This is a genomic window from Streptomyces sp. NPDC047017 (genome assembly GCF_040644175.1).
Classification (GTDB): Bacteria; Actinomycetota; Actinomycetes; order Streptomycetales; family Streptomycetaceae; genus Streptomyces.
The window spans coordinates 162914-181205 of sequence record NZ_JBEYVW010000015.1; the positions used below are offsets into that span (position 1 = coordinate 162914).

17 protein-coding genes are annotated in these 18292 nt (G+C 73.9%); 13 read left to right on the forward strand and 4 right to left on the reverse strand.

Annotation, left to right across the window (positions count from 1 at the left end; all coding sequences use genetic code 11):
* The gene (locus tag ABZ858_RS24840) at positions 1-870 is read left to right on the forward strand and encodes a class II glutamine amidotransferase (RefSeq protein WP_361382571.1); all 870 of its coding nucleotides are present in this window, start codon (positions 1-3) and stop codon (positions 868-870) included.
* A gap of 22 nt (positions 871-892) precedes the next feature.
* Here the strand turns inward: ABZ858_RS24840 and ABZ858_RS24845 are convergent, their stop codons facing one another.
* Entirely contained in the window at positions 893-1927 is a 1035-nt protein-coding gene (locus ABZ858_RS24845; protein WP_361382574.1) for an NlpC/P60 family protein, read from the reverse strand.
* A gap of 272 nt (positions 1928-2199) precedes the next feature.
* On the opposite strand from ABZ858_RS24845, the gene ABZ858_RS24850 reads away from it, so the two are divergent.
* The 4 genes from ABZ858_RS24850 to ABZ858_RS24865 all read left to right on the forward strand — a co-directional run bounded on the left by ABZ858_RS24850 (position 2200) and on the right by ABZ858_RS24865 (position 7269).
* Complete coding sequence (locus ABZ858_RS24850; RefSeq protein WP_361382577.1) at positions 2200-3033, forward strand: M55 family metallopeptidase; 834 nt, start codon at positions 2200-2202, stop codon at positions 3031-3033.
* Complete coding sequence (locus ABZ858_RS24855; protein ID WP_361382580.1) at positions 3026-4330, forward strand: M20/M25/M40 family metallo-hydrolase; 1305 nt, start codon at positions 3026-3028, stop codon at positions 4328-4330. Before ABZ858_RS24850 ends, ABZ858_RS24855 begins: the two co-directional genes overlap by 8 nt.
* Positions 4331-4396: 66 nt before the next feature.
* Complete coding sequence (locus tag ABZ858_RS24860) at positions 4397-6349, forward strand: prolyl oligopeptidase family serine peptidase (protein WP_361382583.1); 1953 nt, start codon at positions 4397-4399, stop codon at positions 6347-6349.
* Positions 6346-7269, forward strand: a complete 924-nt coding sequence (locus tag ABZ858_RS24865) for an LD-carboxypeptidase (protein WP_361382586.1) — start codon at positions 6346-6348, stop codon at positions 7267-7269. Before ABZ858_RS24860 ends, ABZ858_RS24865 begins: the two co-directional genes overlap by 4 nt.
* 62 nt (positions 7270-7331) lie before the next feature.
* On the opposite strand, the gene ABZ858_RS24870 is transcribed toward ABZ858_RS24865, so the two are convergent.
* Positions 7332-7679 carry a DUF6204 family protein gene (locus tag ABZ858_RS24870; RefSeq protein WP_361382589.1) on the reverse strand — a complete coding sequence of 116 codons (348 nt, stop codon included), beginning with the start codon at positions 7677-7679 and terminating at the stop codon, positions 7332-7334.
* Positions 7680-7868: 189 nt separating this feature from the next.
* Between ABZ858_RS24870 and ABZ858_RS24875 the strand changes: the two genes are divergently transcribed.
* Positions 7869-9833 carry a DUF5107 domain-containing protein gene (locus ABZ858_RS24875; RefSeq protein WP_361382592.1) on the forward strand — a complete coding sequence of 655 codons (1965 nt, stop codon included), beginning with the start codon at positions 7869-7871 and terminating at the stop codon, positions 9831-9833.
* A gap of 40 nt (positions 9834-9873) precedes the next feature.
* On the opposite strand, the gene ABZ858_RS24880 is transcribed toward ABZ858_RS24875, so the two are convergent.
* Positions 9874-10221, reverse strand: coding sequence for a VOC family protein (locus ABZ858_RS24880; protein ID WP_361382595.1), 348 nt, complete (start codon positions 10219-10221; stop codon positions 9874-9876).
* A 109-nt stretch (positions 10222-10330) separates the two neighbouring features.
* On the opposite strand from ABZ858_RS24880, the gene ABZ858_RS24885 reads away from it, so the two are divergent.
* Positions 10331-10792: a phage holin family protein gene (locus ABZ858_RS24885; protein WP_361382598.1), complete on the forward strand. Its 462-nt coding sequence runs from the start codon at positions 10331-10333 to the stop codon at positions 10790-10792.
* A 113-nt stretch (positions 10793-10905) separates the two neighbouring features.
* Here the strand turns inward: ABZ858_RS24885 and ABZ858_RS24890 are convergent, their stop codons facing one another.
* The gene (locus tag ABZ858_RS24890; protein WP_361382601.1) at positions 10906-11859 is read right to left on the reverse strand and encodes an LLM class F420-dependent oxidoreductase; all 954 of its coding nucleotides are present in this window, start codon (positions 11857-11859) and stop codon (positions 10906-10908) included.
* A gap of 173 nt (positions 11860-12032) precedes the next feature.
* Here ABZ858_RS24890 and ABZ858_RS24895 point away from each other — a divergent pair, with 173 nt between their 5' ends.
* The 6 genes from ABZ858_RS24895 (at position 12033) to ABZ858_RS24920 (ending at position 18292) form a co-directional block, all read left to right on the forward strand.
* The gene (locus ABZ858_RS24895) at positions 12033-13751 is read left to right on the forward strand and encodes an NAD(P)/FAD-dependent oxidoreductase (RefSeq protein WP_361382604.1); all 1719 of its coding nucleotides are present in this window, start codon (positions 12033-12035) and stop codon (positions 13749-13751) included.
* Entirely contained in the window at positions 13748-15595 is a 1848-nt protein-coding gene (locus ABZ858_RS24900; RefSeq protein ID WP_361382607.1) for a transketolase, read from the forward strand. The genes ABZ858_RS24895 and ABZ858_RS24900 overlap by 4 nt, the downstream gene beginning before the upstream one ends.
* Entirely contained in the window at positions 15592-16548 is a 957-nt protein-coding gene (gene ligD / locus ABZ858_RS24905; protein ID WP_361382610.1) for a non-homologous end-joining DNA ligase, read from the forward strand. Before ABZ858_RS24900 ends, ligD begins: the two co-directional genes overlap by 4 nt.
* Positions 16549-16690: 142 nt before the next feature.
* Complete coding sequence (locus tag ABZ858_RS24910) at positions 16691-17035, forward strand: gas vesicle protein (protein ID WP_361382613.1); 345 nt, start codon at positions 16691-16693, stop codon at positions 17033-17035.
* A gap of 58 nt (positions 17036-17093) precedes the next feature.
* Positions 17094-17525, forward strand: coding sequence for a gas vesicle structural protein GvpA (locus ABZ858_RS24915; protein WP_361382616.1), 432 nt, complete (start codon positions 17094-17096; stop codon positions 17523-17525).
* Positions 17522-18292, forward strand: a complete 771-nt coding sequence (locus ABZ858_RS24920; protein WP_361382619.1) for a GvpL/GvpF family gas vesicle protein — start codon at positions 17522-17524, stop codon at positions 18290-18292. The genes ABZ858_RS24915 and ABZ858_RS24920 overlap by 4 nt, the downstream gene beginning before the upstream one ends.

Genomic DNA, 18292 nt, shown 5'->3' on the forward strand with positions numbered 1-18292 from the left:
ATGTGCCGCCTGTTCGGCCTCAGCAGCGCCCCCGCGCGCACGCACGCCACCTTCTGGCTGCTGGACGCCCCCGACAGCCTCAGCCGGCAGAGCCACCACGACCCCGACGGCACCGGGCTCGGCTACTTCGCCCCGGACGGCACTCCCAGGGTCGACAAGGCGCCGATCGCCGCCTACCGGGACCGCGCCTTCGCCGAGGACGCCCGCCGGGTGGAGTCGGCCACCTTCCTCGCCCATGTGCGCTACGCCTCGACCGGTGGCCTGGACGCCCGCAACACCCACCCGTTCGAGCAGCAGGGCCGGCTGTTCGCGCACAACGGCGTCATCGAGGGCCTCGACCTGCTCGACGAGCACCTGGGCGCGGACCGGTCACTGGTGCGGGGCGACACCGACTCCGAGCGGTTCTTCGCCCTCATCACCCGCGAGAGCCGCGACCACGGCGGCGACGTCACGCAGGGCATCGGGCACGCCGCCCGCTGGATCGCGGCCCACCTGCCCGTCTACGCCCTCAATCTGGTCCTCGTCACCCCCGACGAGCTGTGGGCGCTGCGTTACCCCGCCACCCATGAGCTGTACGTCCTCGAACGCCGGGCGGGCGGTCTGCACGGCACCCGGCACCTCGACCACAGCGGCACCGACGGGCGCATGCGCGTCCACTCGGCGAACCTGGCCGAGCACCCCGCGGTGGTCGTGGCCAGCGAACGCATGGACGACCACCCCGACTGGCGCCTGATGGAGGCGGGCGAACTGCTGCACGTCGGTCCCGACCTGCGCACCACCCGCCATAACGCGCTGCCCGACCCGCCCGCGCACCCGCTCACTCCGGCCGATCTGCGCCCCGACGCGGCTGCCTCCCAGCAGGCCGCCTGAACGCCCCGCCCCGCGGGTCGCGTCAGACGCGGACGCCGAACTGGAAGGGCATGTCGCCCATCGCCTCGTAGCGCACGAAGGCACCGGAGTGCGGGGCGTGCAGCACCGTGCCGTTGCCCGCGTACAGACCGACGTGGTGCAGGTCGCCGTAGAAGAAGACCAGGTCGCCGACCTGGAGCTGGCTCTGCGAGTAGATCCGCTGCCCGATGGTGGCCTGCGCCTCGGAGGTGCGCGGGATGGTGACGCCGGCCTGCGCGTACGCCCAGGAGGTCAGGCCCGAGCAGTCGAACGAGGACGGGCCGGTGTGGGTGTAGACGTAGGGGCTGCCGATCTTGCTCTGGGCGGCGGCGAAGGCGGCGCCGGCCCGGCCGGTGCCGGGAGTGATCCTGCCGATCGCGGCGCGGTCGGTGCCACGGGTGGCGCGGCCCTGCTCGGCGGTCTCCAGGTCCGCCTTCTCCTTCGCGGTGAGGGAGTCGAGCAGGTGCCGAGCCTCGGCGAGCTTGCCCTGGACTTCCTTCTTCTTGGCGCCGAGTTCCGTGCGGGTGGCGGCCAGGTCCTTGAGCTTCGCGGTGGCCTCGGCGCGCTGCTGGGCGAGCTGACGCTGCTTGTCCTGGATCGTCTTCAGCGCGTCGGCCTGCTGGCCGCTCACCTGATTCAGGGTGGACGCCCTGTCCAGGTAGTCGTCCGGGTCCGAGGAGAGGAACAGCTGGATCGAGGGGTCGATACCGCCCGAGCGGTACTGGCCCGCCGCCATCGAGCCGATGCCGTCGCGCAGCTTGTTCAGCTCCTGCTGACCGCGGGCGACGTTGTCCTGGATGGTGGAGATCTCCTTCTGGAGCTGCTCCTGCTTCTCCTTGGCCCCGTTGTACTTCTCGGTGGCCTGCTCCGCCTCTTCGTAGAGCTTGTCGACCTTGGACTTGACCTCGTCCTTGCTCGGCTTCGCGCTGGGAGCCGCGTCGGCGGCCTGCGCGCTGATGGCGACGGCGGCCGCGGCCGCCGTGGTCAGCACGGTGGCACGTGCGCGACTGGGCTTTTTGGGACGGCGGTGGGAAGCCACGGAAGCGAACTCCTTCTTGTGAGTGAACACCCGCTCGGAAGTTCGACGCCAAACCTAGTGACGACTTCGTGATGAATTCAAATCCCCACCACGCAAAATCTCACCACGACCCCCATTTTTTTCACGCAACTCACCCACAGCACAGCGGTGTTGACGCAGCGTCGCGCGGCCGGGCCGGTAATGCGGGGGGCGGAGCACACCGCGCGCGACCTGCATTTCGCCGTGCGCCGGCTTGTAGGCAGTTCTCACGCCGGCGCGTAACGTGAGGCCCCATGAAGATCCTCATCAGCGCCGACATGGAAGGCGCCACCGGCGTGACCTGGCCGGCGGACGTGCTGCCGGGAGCGGCGCAGTGGGAGCGGTGCCGGTCGATGTTCACCTCGGACGTGAACGCCGCCGTGCTCGGCTTCTTCGACGGCGGCGCGGACGAGGTGCTCATCAACGAGGCTCACTCGACCATGCGCAACCTGCTCCTCGAAGAGCTGGACGAGCGCGCCGAGATGCTCACCGGCCGGCACAAGGCGCTGTCCATGGTGGAGGGCGTCCAGCACGGTGACGTGGACGGCATCGCCTTCGTCGGCTACCACGCGGGCGCCGGCATGGAGGGCGTCCTCGCCCACACCTACCTCGCCAACTCCATCACCGGGGTGTGGGTGAACGACGTACGGGCCAGCGAGGGGCTGCTCAACGCGCACGTGGTCGCCGAGTTCGGGGTGCCGGTGGTCCTGGTCACCGGCGACGACGTGGCCTGCGAGGACGCGCTCGGGTACGCGCCGGAGGCGCTGAAGGTCGCGGTCAAGGACCATGTGTCGCGGTACGCGGCCGTGTGCCGCACCCCGGCCCGCACCGCCGCCGACATCCGCGCCGCGGCCAAGGAGGCGGCCGCCCTGGCGGTCCGGCACGCCCCCGCGGAGGGCGGCCCGTTCACCGTCGCCGTGGAGTTCGACGCCGAGCACCTGGCCATGGCCGCCACCGTCGTGCCCGGAGTGACCCGCGCCGGGGAGCGCAAGGTGGTGTACACCAGCGCCACCATGTACGAGGGCATCCGCACCTTCAAGGCGGTCACCACGATCGCTTCTGCCGCCATCGAGGAGCAGTATGGCTGACGAGCGGGCACTGGACGAGGTCGTCCGGTTCACCTCCGAGCTGATCCGCATCGACACCACCAACCGGGGCGGCGGCGACTGCCGGGAGCGCCCGGCCGCCGAGTACGCCGCCGGGCAGCTGGCCGGGGCCGGCCTGGAGCCGGTCCTGCTCGAACGCACCCCGGGCCGGGCCAACGTGGTCGCCCGGATCGAGGGCACCGACCCGTCTGCGCCCGCACTGCTCGTGCACGGTCATCTGGACGTGGTGCCGGCGCGGGCCGAGGACTGGAGCGCGCACCCGTTCTCCGGCGAGGTCCGCGACGGCGTGGTGTGGGGCCGGGGCGCGGTCGACATGAAGAACATGGACGCGATGATCCTCGCCGTGGTCCGCGCCTGGGCCCGGCAGGGAGTGCGCCCGCGCCGGGACGTGGTGATCGCGTTCACCGCCGACGAGGAGGCCAGCGCCGAGGACGGCTCCGCCTTCCTCGCCGAGCGGCACGCGGCGCTGTTCGAGGGCTGCACCGAGGGCGTCAGCGAGTCCGGGGCGTTCACCTTCCACGACGGCGCCGGCCGGGAGATCTACCCCATCGCGGCCGGTGAGCGCGGCACCGCCTGGCTCAAGCTGACCGCGCGGGGCCGGGCCGGGCACGGCTCCCGGGCCAACCAGGAGAACGCGGTGACCCGGCTCGCCGCCGCTCTCACCCGCATCGGCGCCCACCAGTGGCCGCTGCGGCTCACCCCGACGGTCCGCGCGGCTCTCACCGAACTGGCCGCGCTGTACGGCGTCGAGCCCGACCTGAGCGACATGGACACCTTCCTCGGCAAGCTGGGCCCGGCCGCCAGGCTGGTCGAGGACACCCTGCGCAACAGCGCCAACCCGACCATGCTGGAAGCCGGTTACAAGGTCAACGTGATCCCGGGCGAGGCCGTCGCGTACGTCGACGGGCGGTATGTGCCCGGCGGCGAGGAGGAGTTCCGCGCCACGCTGGACCGGCTGACCGGCCCGGACGTGGACTGGGAGTTCCACCACCGCGAGGAGGCCCTCCAGTCGCCGGTCGACACACCGGTGTTCGCGGCGATGCGGGCCGCCGTAGAGGAGTTCGCGCCCGAGGGGCGCACGGTGCCGTACTGCATGGGCGGCGGCACCGACGCCAAGCAGTTCTCCCGGCTCGGCATCACCGGCTACGGCTTCTCGCCGCTGAAGCTGCCCGAGGGCTTCGACTACAACACCCTCTTCCACGGCGTCGACGAACGCGTCCCCGTCGAGGCGCTGCACTTCGGTGTCCGCGTCCTGGACCGCTTCCTGCGGACCGCCTGAGCCGGGCGGCCGCCCCGGAAGCGGCCGCCCGGGAAGAGTGACCGCCCAAGAGAGTGGGGGAAGACAGTGCACATCCTGCCGTACGGTTCCTGGCCGTCGCCCGTCGACGCGGCGCTCGTCGCCGCCCACGACGGCCGCCCGGACTGGGTGGGCTTCGTCGGGGACGAGGTGTGGTGGACCGAGCCGCGCCCGCAGGAGGGCGGCCGGCGCACACTGGTGCGGCGCACCGCCGACGGGACGGAGCAGTCGGTGCTGCCCGCCCCGTGGAACGTGCGCAGCAGGGTCATCGAGTACGGCGGCCGGCCCTGGGCCGGGACCGCCCAGGACGGCACGCCGCTCGTGGTGTTCGTGCACTTCGCGGACCAGCGGCTCTACCGCTGGGAGCCCGGCGGCGAACCGCGCCCGCTCACGCCGGTGTCGGCGGTGGGCGGCGGACTGCGCTGGGCGGAGCCGCTACTGCTGCCCGAGCGCGGCGAGGTCTGGTGCGTTCTGGAGGAGTACACCGGCGAGGGCCCCTCGGACGTGCGGCGCGTCCCGGTCGCCGTACCGCTGGACGGCTCGGCCGCCGGGGACCGGGACGCCCTGCGCGAACTGGCCGCCCAGCGGCACCGGTTCGTGACCGGGCCGCGGCTGTCGCCCGACGGGCGGCGCGCGGCCTGGCTGGCCTGGGACCATCCGCGGATGCCGTGGGACGGCACGGAACTCGTGGTGGCCGAGGTGGGCGAGGACGGCCTGTTCGGCGCGGTCCGCACTGTCGCCGGCGGCCCGGCGGAGTCCGTCGCGCAGGCCGAGTGGGCCGCCGACGGCTCCCTGCTGTACGCGAGCGACCGCGAGGGCTGGTGGCACCTCTACCGCGACGGGCGGCCGCTGTGCCCGCGCGAGGAGGAGTTCGCCGGGCCGCTGTGGACGCTCGGCCGGCGCTGGTTCGCGCCGCTGGAGAGCGGACTGATCGCCGTCGTGCACGGCCGGGGCCCGGCCGCCCTCGGCATACTCGACCCGGAGACCGGCGAACTCGTCGACGCGGCGGGCCCCTGGACCGAGTTCGACGCCACCCTCGCGGTGCACGGAGAGCGCGTGGTCGCGGTCGGGGCCGGTGCGCGCAGCGGGTACGAGGTCGTCGAGCTGGACACGCGCACGGGCCGGGCCCGGGTGATCGGCGCCGCCCACCGCGACCCGGTCGACCCCGCCCTCCACCCCGCACCGCGGGCACGCACCTTCACCGGCCCGGGCGGCCGCGACGTGCACGCGCACGTGTACCCGCCCCGCAACCCGGACTGCGCCGCGCCCGAGGGCGAGCTGCCGCCGTACGTGGTGTGGGCGCACGGCGGCCCCACCAGCCGCTCCCCGCTCGTCCTCGACCTGGAGGTCTCCTACTTCACCTCGCGGGGCATCGGTGTCGTCGAGGTGAACTACGGCGGCTCGACCGGCTACGGCCGCGCGTACCGCGAACGGCTGCGCGAGCAGTGGGGCGTCGTCGACGTCGAGGACTGCGCGGCCGTCGCGCTCGCCCTGGCCGACGAGGGCACCGCCGACCGCTCCCGGCTCGCGATCCGCGGCGGCAGCGCCGGCGGCTGGACCACCGCCGCCTCGCTGACCGGCACCGACGTCTACGCCTGCGGCACCATCCTGTACCCGATCTTCGACCTGGCCACCTGGGCCTCGGGGGAGACCCACGACTTCGAGTCGCGCTATCTGGAGTCCCTGGTCGGGCCGCTCGCCGACGTGCCCGAACGGTACGCCGAGCGCTCCCCGGCCGGACGCGCCGACCGGATCACCGCGCCCTTCCTGCTGCTCCAGGGCCTGGACGACGTGATCTGCCCGCCGGCGCAGTGCGAGCGGTTCCTGGCCCGCCTGGACGGGCGGAGGGTGCCGCACGCCTACCTCGCCTTCGAGGGCGAGGGGCACGGCTTCCGGCGGGCCGCGACCATGGTGCGGGCGCTGGAGGCGGAGCTGTCGCTGTACGCTCAGGTGTTCGGCCTCGACGCCGTGGACGTCCCCACCCTGGAGCTCCGTACATGACGCAACCGCTGCGCCCCGCGCGGCTCGCCCCCGGCGCCCGCGTGGCCGTCGTCGCCCCCAGCGGTCCCGTCCCCGAGGAGCGGCTGCAGGCCGGGCTCGACGTGCTGCGCGGCTGGGACCTCGATCCGGTGGTGGCACCACACGTGCTGGACCGGCACGGCGTGTTCGACTACCTGGCGGGCGCCGACGCCCACCGCGCCGCCGACCTCCAGCACGCCTGGTGCGACCCGTCGGTGGACGCGGTGCTGTGCGCGCGGGGCGGGTACGGGGCGCAGCGGATGGTGGACCTGCTGGACTGGGACGCCCTGCGCGCGGCGGGACCCAAGGTGTTCGTCGGGTTCAGCGACATCACCGCGCTGCACGAGGCGTTCGCCACCCGGCTGGGCCTGGTCACCCTGCACGGGCCGATGGCGGCGGGCATCGACTTCCTCAAGAACGCCCGCGCGCAGGAGCAGCTGAAGGCGACCCTGTTCGCGCCCGAGACGGTCCGCACCCTCCGCTCCGGCGGCCGGGCCCTGGTGCCCGGGCGGGCCCGGGGCGTCACGCTCGGCGGCTGCCTCGCCCTGCTCGCCGCCGAACTGGGCACACCGCACGCGCGGCCCTCGGCGGCCGGCGGCCTGCTCTGCCTGGAGGACGTGGGCGAGGAGGCGTACCGCCTGGACCGCTACCTCACCCAGTTGCTGCGCGCCGGATGGCTGGACGGGGTGCGCGGGGTGCTGCTCGGCTCCTGGGAGGAGTGCGACGCCCCCGACCGGGTGCGGGCCCTGCTCACCGACCGGCTCGGCGGGCTCGGGGTGCCCGTCGCCGAGGAGTTCGGCTTCGGGCACTGCCCGGGCGCGCTGACGATCCCGTTCGGCGTCCCGGCCGAACTGGACGCCGACGCGGGCACGTTGACGCTGGACGCGCCCGCGCTGCGCTGAGCCCGCGGGGCGCGGCGGGCCCGGTGGCGACGGGGCCCGGCGGGACCATGAGCGGTGGGCGCTCACCGCCGGGATGCGGACTTCCGGTTGATCTTCATCGTGTCGAGGTCCGTGACGGTCGACCGCAGACCCGCGAAGCCGTACCCGAGGTTGCGCAACGCGGTCTCAGCGCGGTCCTCCGCGATCGCCGCCGCCATCTCCTCGCCGTCCCGCGCCTCGCAGACCACGACGTAGCGCATCGAGAAGTGCTTGAGCGGCGACGGCTCGTACGACAGCGAACCCTCCGGGGTGAACCGCATGCTCGTCAGGGAATGGCCGGCCGCCTCGGCGAGCAGCCGGGCCCGCGCCTCCTCGGTCAGCCCGTCCCAGGTGCCCCGGACGATGACCCGGTAGGTGTGCTCTTCACTCATCTGTTCCCGCTGCTCCTCCGCGCTCGCGCGCACCTCGTCGGCGAAAGGGCCGAAAGGCCGACTGTATGCGGTCCCCCGCGCTCCCGCCCACGGGATTTCCGCCGCTGTCCCCGGCGCGCGCTCCGGCGGGTGCCTTTGCGCAATCCTGACCGGCAGCGCCCCTGGTCAGCTCCGCGGTCACCGGGTTGCATGGTCGTCGTGACGACGATCCGACGCGAGGTACTGACCCTCCCCGCCGCACCGCTCGGGCCGGACAATCCGCTGCCCGCGCTGCGGCCGCTCGACGAGGTCCACCGCATCGACGAACGGGACACGGCGGGCCTGCCGCACGACATGGCCCGGCAGATCGGCTACGCCCCGCTGCACAGCCTGCTGCCGGCACGGGTCCGCGACGGCTACGGCAGAGCGCGCGAGGAACGCGGGATCGACGCCCTCGTGCTGGAGAACGACCGGCTGCGCGCCACCGTGCTGCCCGGTCTCGGCGGCCGGATCGCCTCCCTCGTCCACAAGACAACCGGACGTGAACTCCTGTACCGCAACCCGGTGTTCCAGCCCGCGAACTTCGCCCTCAACGGCGCCTGGTTCTCCGGCGGCATCGAATGGAACATCGGCGCCACCGGCCACACCACCCTCTCCTGCGCCCCCGTGCACGCCGCCCGCGTACCGGCCCCCGACGGGGGCGAGATGCTGCGCCTGTGGGAGTGGGAGCGCCTGCGCGACCTGCCCTTCCAGGTCGACCTGTGGCTGCCGGACGGCTCCGACTTCCTGCACGTCGGCGTCCGCGTGCGCAACCCGCACGAGCGGGCCGTGCCCGCCTACTGGTGGTCCAACATCGCCGTCCCCGAGGAACGCCGGGTGCTCGTCCCCGCCGAGGCGGCGTACCACTTCGGCTACGAGCGCCGGCTCGGCCGGGTGCCCGTCCCGGCGTACGACGGCGCCGACCGCACCTACCCGCTGCACAGCACCTACGCCGCCGACTACTTCTACGACGTGCCCGAGGACCGGCGCCGCTGGATCGCCGCCCTCGACCAGGACGGCGCCGGACTGGTGCAGACCTCCACGGACGTGCTGCGCGGCCGCAAGCTGTTCGTGTGGGGCGCCGGGCCCGGCGGACGGCGCTGGCAGCGGTGGCTCACCGAGCCCGGCACCGGCGGCTACTGCGAGATCCAGGCGGGCCTGGCCCGCACCCAGCTGGAGCACATACGGCTGGAGGCGGAGAGCGAGGTGGCCTGGCTGGAGTCGTACGGCCCGCTGGAGGCCCCGCCCCCGGCAGGGGAGTGGGACACCGCCGTCCGCCGTACCGAGGAGCGGCTGGAGGCCGTGCTGCCGCGCGCCGCCGTGGACGCCGCCCACGCGGCCTGGAGGCCGTACGCCGACGCCGAACCCGGCGAGATCCTCGCCACCGGATCGGGCTGGGGCGCGCTCGAAGTGCTGCGCACCGGCTGGAAACTGCCCGGCACGCCGTTCGCGGAGGCCGCGATCGGTGAGGCGCAGCAGCCGTGGCGGGAACTGCTGCGCACCGGCTCCTTCCCCGAGCCGCGCCGCGTCGCGCCGCCCGGGGAGTCCCTGGTCGCCCCGGCCTGGCGGGACCTGCTGGAGACGGCGCCCGCCACCCCGCTCACCGAGTACCACCTCGGTGTCGCCCAGTGGCACGCGGGCGACCGGGCCCAGGCGGTGCGCAGCTGGGAGCGAGCGCTCGAACTCGCCCCGTCACTGTGGCCGTTGCTGCGCTGCCTGGCCGTCGCCGACCAGGAGTCCGGCCACCATGAGCGGGCCGCCGACCGGTACGCCGAGGCGTTCGACGACCTGTGCCACGAGCGGCGCGACCAGGGCGAGCGGTGGGCCGCCGCCACCGCGGCGCTCGCCCGGGAGGCCATCGAGGCGCTGCTGCGGGTGCGGCGGCCGCGGCAGGCGCGGGCGGTGTGGGACCGGGTGCCCGCGGCGACCCGGGCACGCGGCCGGTTCCGGCTCCTGGAGGCCGAGTTGCTGCTCGCGGAGGGGGACCGCGACCGCGCCCGGGCCGTCTTCGAGGACGGCTTCGAGGTCGCCGACCTCCGGGAGGGCGACGAGCGGATCGGCCGGGTGTGGGAGCGGGTCTGCGACGAACCGCTGCCCGAGCGCCACGACTTCCGGATGCGCCCGCCGTCGGCCTGAGCGGGTGCCGGTGCCGGTGCGGGTGCTCAGAGTGCGGCGGTCAGGTGCGGCGGTCCACGTACTCGTACACCGTGCCGTCCGGGTGCACGGCGATCAGATTGCGGCCCGCGGGGGACCCGACCGGGCCCGCGACGATGCGGGCGCCCAGCTCGGTCAGCACCCGGTGGGCCTCGTCGACGTCCGCCACGGCGATGGTCGCCGCCACCTTGCGCAGCACCTCGATCTCGGCCGCCGGCCCGCTCATCAGCAGAAAGCAGCCGACCGCGGCCACCTTCACACCGCCCCGCTCGAACTGGAGGGCCCGGACGCCCGCCAGCCGTTCGTAGAAGGGGACCGCGGTCTCCAGATCGTCGACGCAGACGCGCAGGCTGGTTCCCAGAATCTCCATGCCCACAAGCCTAGTTGGGGCCGGACCGGCGGGAGATCGTTCCGGGGGATCGCCCGGACCGTACCGCGACCCGGCGTTATGCGTACACCTGTGCGGGTACCCGCCGTCCATGGAGCGCTTGGAGCATCTGGAGCATCTGGACAAGCACCTGGTCGACGAACTGGCGCAGGTGGCCCGCGAGACGGTGCGCGACGAACTGCGCGAGCAGACCCGCAGGCAGCGCCGTACCGCCATGCTGTACGCCGCGTCGGGCGCCGTCGCGCTCTACGCGGGAGCCGCCGTCGCGCTCGCCGCCGGACTCGCCCTCGCGATCGGGCTGCCCGGCTGGGCGGCCGCGCTGATCACCGCGGCGGTGCTGGGCGCGGCGGCGTACGCGCTGCGCCGCGCGGCCAAGCCGTCGGCGGGCCGGCCGTCCGGCCCCCGGCCGTCCGGCCCCCGGCCGTCCGAGGCCCGGCCGTCCGCCGGGTCCTGGCAGTCCGCGCACGAGTCGGTGCCGCCGGTACCGCCGATGCCGACGGACCCGCCCGCCGTGCCGCACCCGGCGCGCTCGCGGGACGACGACGCTTCCTGACCGGCGACGCTTGCTGGACCCGGTAGACCCGGGGCCGGACGGGTACCGCGCATCGGCGCCCGCCCCCTGCCTTCGCGGGGGCGGGCGTCGGCGCGTGCGCGCGGGGCCGGTCGCTACGGCAACTGCGGCAGCACTTTGGTGCGGTAGAAATCGAAGAAACCGCGCTGGTCGGAGCCGATCTGGTTGACGTAGACCCGGTCGAAGCCCGCGTCGGCGAACTCCTTCAGCGCGGCCACGTGCTGGTCCGCGTCGTCGCCGCACACCACGTTCTGCCGGATCGTGTCCTCGGTGACCAGCGGCTCCAGCTGCTCGAAGTGGCGGGGCGTGGGCAGCACCTGGCCCATCTCGCCGGGGAGCTGCTCGGTGTACCAGAGCCGGTGCACCGTGCGGACGCACTCGTCGCGGTCATGACCGAAGCACACCTTCGTACCGCCGCTGACCAGCTTGGCCCCGCCGCCGCCCTTGCGGTACTGGGTGACCATCTCCTCGTCCGGCATCATCGTGATGTAGCCGTCGCCCACGCGCGCGGCGAGCGAGGTCGCCTTCGGCCCGAAGCCGGAGATGTCGATCGGGACGGGTTCGTCGGGGACGGTGTAGAGGCGGGCGTTCTCCACCGTGTAGTGCGCACCGTGGTGGTTCACCTCCTCACCGGTGAACAGCCGGCGCATCACCTGCACCGCCTCCTCCAGCATCTCCAGGCGGATGTGCGCCGGCGGCCAGCGGTCGCCCAGGATGTGCTCGTTCAGCGCCTCGCCGGAGCCGACACCGAGCCGGAACCGGCCCTCGGTCATCACCGCGCTGGTCGCCGCGGCCTGCGCCACCACGGCCGGATGCATCCGTACGGTCGGACAGGTCACGGCCGTCTCGACGGGCAGCGACACCGCCTCGGACAGCGCCCCGATCACCGACCACACGAACGCGCTCTGGCCCTGCGCGTCGTTCCAGGGGTGGTAGTGGTCCGAGATCCACAGCGCCTGGAAACCGGCCTGCTCGGCCATTCTGGCCTGCTCGACGAGGTCCGCCGGGCCGTACTGCTCGCACGACAGGAAGTAGCCGTACTCGGGCATGGGGGAGTACCTCCGCGACATGGTCGGGTGGGGTCGCGGCCCGAGTACCCGGCGGCGGTGGCGGAAACCGGCCGCCGGGCCCCGCCGCGCCCGGCCGCCGGCACGTTTGGGCACCCCGGCCAGGGGGACGCGGAAGGTTCCGTACCCGCACCGCGACAGGCCGGAGGCGAACCGTGGGCCGACCCCGCATCGTGATCGTCGGTGCCGGCTTCGCCGGCTACCACGCGGCCCGGACCCTGTGCCGGATGTCCCGCGGCAAGGCCGAGGTCACCCTGCTGAACCCGACGGACTACTTCCTGTACCTGCCGCTGCTGCCCCAGGTCGCCGCGGGAATCCTGGAACCGCGCCGGGTCACCGTCTCCCTCACCGGCACCCTGCCCGGCGCGCGCCTGGTCCTCGGCGAGGCCGACCACGTCGACATGGACGCCCGCACCGTGCGCTACACCGGCCCCGAGGGGGCCGGCGGCACGCTGGAGTACGACCGGCTGGTGCTGGCGGTCGGCAGCGTCAACAAGCTGCTGCCGGTCCCCGGCGTCGCCGAGCACGCGCACGGCTTCCGCGGCCTGCCCGAGGCCCTGTACCTGCGCGACCACGTCACCCGCCAGCTGGAGCTGGCGAGCGCCGACGAGGACCCCGACAGCCGGGCCGCCCGCAGCACCTTCGTGGTGGTCGGCGCGGGCTACACCGGCACCGAGGTCGCCGCGCACGGGAAGATGTACACCGACGCCCAGACGCGCCGACGCCCGCTGCCGGGGGGCGTACGGCCCCGCTGGCTGCTCCTGGACGTCGCACCCCGGGTCCTGCCCGAACTGGACGAACGGCTCTCGCGCACCGCCGACCGGGTGCTGCGCGCACGGGGCGTGGACGTGCGCATGGGCACCTCCGTGCGGGAGGCCACGCACGAGGGGGTGCTGCTGACGGACGGCGCGTTCGTGCCGACCCGCACCCTGGTGTGGTGCGTGGGCGTACGGCCCGACCCGCTGGTGGAGTCCACCGGGCAGCCGCTGGAGCGCGGCCGGCTCGTCGTGGACCCCTGCCTCCAGGTGCCCGGGCGGCCCGAGGTGTTCGCGTGCGGGGACGCGGCGGCGGTGCCCGACCTCGACAACCCCGGCGAATACACCCCGATGACCGCCCAGCACGCCTGGCGGCAGGGCAGGACCGCCGCCGTCAACGTCGCCGCCTCGCTCGGCGTCCGCGCGCGGCAGGTCTACCGCCACCGGGACCTCGGCTTCGTCGTCGACCTCGGCGGCGCGCAGGCCGCCGCCGACCCGCTGGGCGTGCCGCTGTCCGGGCCGCTGGCCGGCGCGGTCACCCGCGGCTACCACCTCGCGGCGATGCCGGGCAACCGCGTCCGGGTGGCCGCGGACTGGCTGCTGGGCGCCGTACTGCCGCGCCAGGCCGTGCAGTTGGGACTCGTACGGTCCTGGTCGGTGCCGCTGGACACGGCGTCACCCGAGCTGGCGCGGGTGGCGGGCGGCCCGGAGGGGGCGGACGCCGCCGCCGGGGCGGGCGGGCGGGGAACGGGTGGGTCCGGTGTTCCGGAGGGCGAGACGATCACGGACATCATCGACAACACGGAGAAGGCCCAGCTGGCGGGCGCGGAGCCGGCACCTCGGCGGCCGGGACCGGGGACGGAGGCGGGGGCGGGGCGCGGCCGGGCCGGCCCGTCGTCGCCCGCCGGAGGCCGCCGGTCCGGTGGGCCGCCCGAGGCGGCCGGGAACGGACCGGGCGGGAACGGACCGGGCGGGAACGGACCGGGCGGGCCGTCCGGGGCCGGGGACGGGGCCGTGCGTCCCGCCCGGCCGCAGCCCGCCGAACCGCACCCCACCGGTCCGCACCCCGCCCCCGGCCCGGTCAAGCGCGACGACATCCCTACGGAAGGAGACACATGAACAGCGACGAACTCGTCGAACTCGGCCAGCAGTTGAGGGTCGACAGCGTGCGGGCCGCCGACGCGGCGGGCTCCGGGCATCCCACGTCGTCCATGTCCGCCGCCGATCTGATGGCCGTCCTGCTGGCCCGTCACCTCCGCTACGACTTCGACCACCCCGACCACCCCGGCAACGACCGTCTCGTGCTGTCCAAGGGACACGCCTCCCCGCTGCTGTACTCCGCCTACAAGGCGGCCGGCGCCATCGACGACGAGGAACTGCTCACCTTCCGCAAGCTGGGCAGCCGCCTGGAGGGGCACCCCACGCCGCAGCGGCTGCCGTGGGTGGAGACGGCCACCGGCTCCCTCGGGCAGGGCATGCCCATCGGCGTCGGCATCGCGCTGGCCGGCAAGCGTCTGGACCACACCGACTACCGGGTGTGGGTGCTGTGCGGCGACAGCGAGATGGCGGAGGGCTCGATCTGGGAGGCCGCCGAGCACGCCGGGTTCGAGCACCTGGACAACCTGACCGTGATCGTGGACGTCAACCGGCTCGGCCAGCGCGGCGCCACCCGGCACGGCCACGACCTGGACGCCTACGCCCGCCGCTTCCGCGCCTTCGACTGGCACACCATCGAGATCGACGGCCACGACGTGGACGCCGTCGACCGGGCCTACGGCGAGGCGATCTCCACCGAGGGCCAGCCCACCGCCATCATCGCCCGCACCCTCAAGGGCAAGGGCGTCAAGGCCACCGAGGACCGCGAGGGACTGCACGGCAAGCCGGTCAAGGACGCCGGCGAGGCGATCGAGGAACTCGGCGGCCCGCGCGACCTGCGCGTGCACGTGCACGAGCCGCCCTCCGTCCGCTCCCCGCACACCGCGGGCGCGAAGACCGTGGAGCTGCCCCGCTGGGACAAGGGCGAGGAGGTCGCCACCCGGGACGCCTACGGCCACGCCCTGGCCGCGCTCGGCACCGCGCGCGGCGACGTCGTGGCCCTGGACGGCGAGGTCGGTGACTCCACCCGCGCGGAGTTCTTCGCCAAGGAGCATCCCGAGCGCTACTTCGAGTGCTACATCGCCGAACAGCAGATGATCGCGACGGCGGTCGGTTTCGCCCGGCGCGGCTGGCTGCCGTACGCCTCCACGTTCGCGGCGTTCCTCACCCGGGCCCACGACTTCCTGCGGATGGCCGCCGTCAGCGGCGCCGGCATCAACGTCAACGGCTCGCACTCGGGCGTGTCCATCGGGCAGGACGGGCCCAGCCAGATGGGCCTGGAGGACCTGGCGATGATGCGGGCCATCCACGGCTCGACCGTGCTGTACCCGAGCGACGCCAACCAGACCGCCAAGCTGCTCGCCGCCACCGCCGACCTGGACGGCATCCGCTACCTGCGCACCTCGCGCGGCGAGAGCCCGGTGCTCTACGGGCCCGACGAGGAGTTCCCGGTCGGCGGCAGCAAGGTGCTGCGCTCCGGTGACCGGGACCGGCTGACGATCGTCGCCGCGGGCGTCACCCTGCACGAGGCGCTGGCCGCCGCCGACGCCCTCGACGGCGAGGGCATCCCCGTCCGCGTGATCGACCTGTACTCGGTCAAGCCCGTCGACCGGGCCACCCTGCGCCAGGCCGCCGAGGACACCGGCTGCCTGCTCACCGTCGAGGACCACCGCGAGGAGGGCGGCATCGGCGACGCGGTGCTCGACGCCTTCCTCGACGGGCGCCCGGTGCCGCGCCTGGTCCGGCTCGCCGTCCGCACGATGCCCGGGTCCGCCTCGCCGGCCGAGCAGCTGCACGCGGCGGGCATCGACGCCGAGTCGATCGCCGCCTCCGCCCGGCTGCTGGTGGAAGAGGCGGTGGTGCCGTGAGCGGCGATCCGCACACGGTACGGGCCGGCCGGCGCACCGTGGAGGTGCGCCGGCCGGACAAGGTCCTCTTCCCCGCCGACACCGCCGGCGGGGAAGAGGGCAAGGGGGACACGGGGCACACCGCGCAGTACACCAAGGCGGATCTGGCCGAGTACTACCGGTCCGTCGCCCGGTACATGCTGCCGCACCTGCGCGACCGCCCGCTCATGCTGGAGCGCCACCCGGACGGCCTGGACGGGCCGGTCTTCATGCAGAAGAACACCCCCGAGAGCTATCCGGACTGGATCACCCGGGCCGAGGTCGCCAAGGAGGGCGGCACCGTCACGCACACCGTCTGCGACGACACCGCCACCCTGGTGTACCTCGCGGACCAGGCCTGCCTGACCCCGCACCGCTGGCTGTCGCGCACCGGGCACATCGAGCGGCCGGACCGGCTGGTCTTCGACCTGGACCCGGCCGGGGACGACTTCGCGCCGGTGCGCGAGGCGGCCCGGCTGCTGGGCGGCCTGCTCGACGAGCTGGGGCTGCCCGCGGCGCTGATGACGACCGGCTCGCGCGGGCTGCACGTGATCGTGCACCTCGACGCCCGCCACGACTTCGACGCGGTGCGCGCCTTCGCCCGGGACACCGCCGAACTGCTGGCCGCCGCGCACCCGGACCGGTTCACCACGGCCGCCCGCAAGAAGGACCGCGGCGACCGCCTCTACCTGGACGTGCAGCGCAACGGATACGCCCAGACCGCGGTCGCCCCCTACGCCGTCCGCGCCCGGCCCGGCGCGCCGGTGGCGACCCCGGTCTCCTGGGACCAGCTCGACGACCCCGGCCTCGCCCCGCGCCGCTGGACCGTCGCCGACGCCGCCGACCAGGCCCGTACCCGCCCCTGGGCCGGGCTGCCCGGCCGTGGCCGGGCACTGGGCCCGGCCCGGCGGCGCCTGGACGCCCGACGCGGCTGATCGGTCCTGACGGGATTGTCCTGACCTGTCCGGGCAGGTCAGGAGGGTGTCGTACGCGGGGAGAACGCCCGGCGTCAGGGACAGCTGTGCCCGTGAAGGTTTGGCCATGGAACCTGCGGCCACACGGAGAGGAGAGGTGGCCATGGCGAACAAAGACAGCACAGAAGAGCCGCAGGACGCACACGAATCGGAGTCACACAAGCCACAGAAACCACAGCGGCCCCGGCCGATGGAGGTGCTGCGTGAGGCACGCGCCCAGTTCACGGAGCTGACCGGGCTGGCCCCGGAGTCCGTCACCACGTTCGAGCAGACCGAGGACGGCTGGTCTCTGGAGATCGAGGTCCTGGAACTCGCCCGGGTGCCCGACACGATGAGCCTGATGGCGAGCTACGTGGTCGAACTCGACCCCGAGGGGCAGCTCACCGGTTACCGGCGGCTCAGCCGCTACGAACGCGGCCGGTCCGACGCCCGCTCCGGCGGCCGCTAGCCCGGACACACATCCCGCACACAGTCACACATCACCCAGACAAGGAGGCACGGTCGGCATGACCGTTGTACCGGCACAGACGTCCGGTGGCGGAGGCGGCAGCAGCGGCCTCTACGACGTACTGGAACTCGTCCTCGACAGGGGGCTGGTGATTGATGCTTTCGTGAGGGTCTCGCTTGTCGGTATCGAGATCCTGAAGATCGACGTACGAGTCGTCGTCGCGAGCGTCGACACGTACCTGCGCTTCGCGGAAGCGTGCAACCGGCTCGACCTCGAATCGGGTCCGCACAAGAACCCGGGCCTGCCCGACCTCGTCGGTGAGGTCACCGAGTCCGGTGCGCGCGGCAAGTCCAAGGGCGCGCTGTCCGGCGCGGCCCAGACCGTCTCCGACGCCTTCAAGCAGGCCCGCTCCGAGAGCTCGGGCGAGTCCGAGTCCCGGCCGCGTACCCGTAAGGCCACGTCGTCGCGCCGCAAGGAGGAGCAGGAGTGAGCACGTACGTCTACGGGATCACGGCCGCCTCGCACCCCGCGCTGCCGGAGGGACTGGCCGGCGTCGGTGAGCCGCCCAGGGTGATCCGCGTGCTGACGGCGGGCGAGCTGTCGGCCGTGGTCAGCGACGCCCCCGAGGGGCTGCGGCCCAAGCGCAAGGACCTCCTCGCCCACCAGACCGTGCTCGGCGAGGCCGGCGCGGAGGGCTGTGTGCTGCCCATGCGGTTCGGCAGCGTCGCACCGGACGACGACTCCGTCACTGGAGTGCTCACCGAGCGGGCCGAGCACTACAAGGAGCGGCTGCGGGCGCTGGACGGCAAGGTCGAGTACAACATCAAGGGCAGCCACGTCGAGGACGCCGTGCTGCACCGCGTGATGGCCGAGAACCCGGAGATCCGCGCACAGGCGGAGGCCAACCGGAGTTCCGGCGGCGGCAGTTACGACGACAAGATCCGGCTCGGCGAGCTGGTCGCGGCGGCCGTCAAGGCCCGGGAGGCCGAGGACGGCGGCCAGGTGATCCGGGCGGTGGAGTCCCGGGCCGCGGCGGTCAGCGAGGGCCCGGAGTCCACCGGCTGGCTGCTGAACGCCTCCTTCCTGGTCGCCCGGGACGAGGCGGCCGCCTTCCTGGAGGCCGTCGAGCAGGCCCGCGAGGACCTGCCCCATCTGGAACTGCGCGTCAACGGCCCGTTGCCGCCCTACAGCTTCGTCGAGCCCGGCCCGGCCGAGCCGGCGGGTACCGCGGCGGGGGCCGACGCGGGAGCGGAGTGA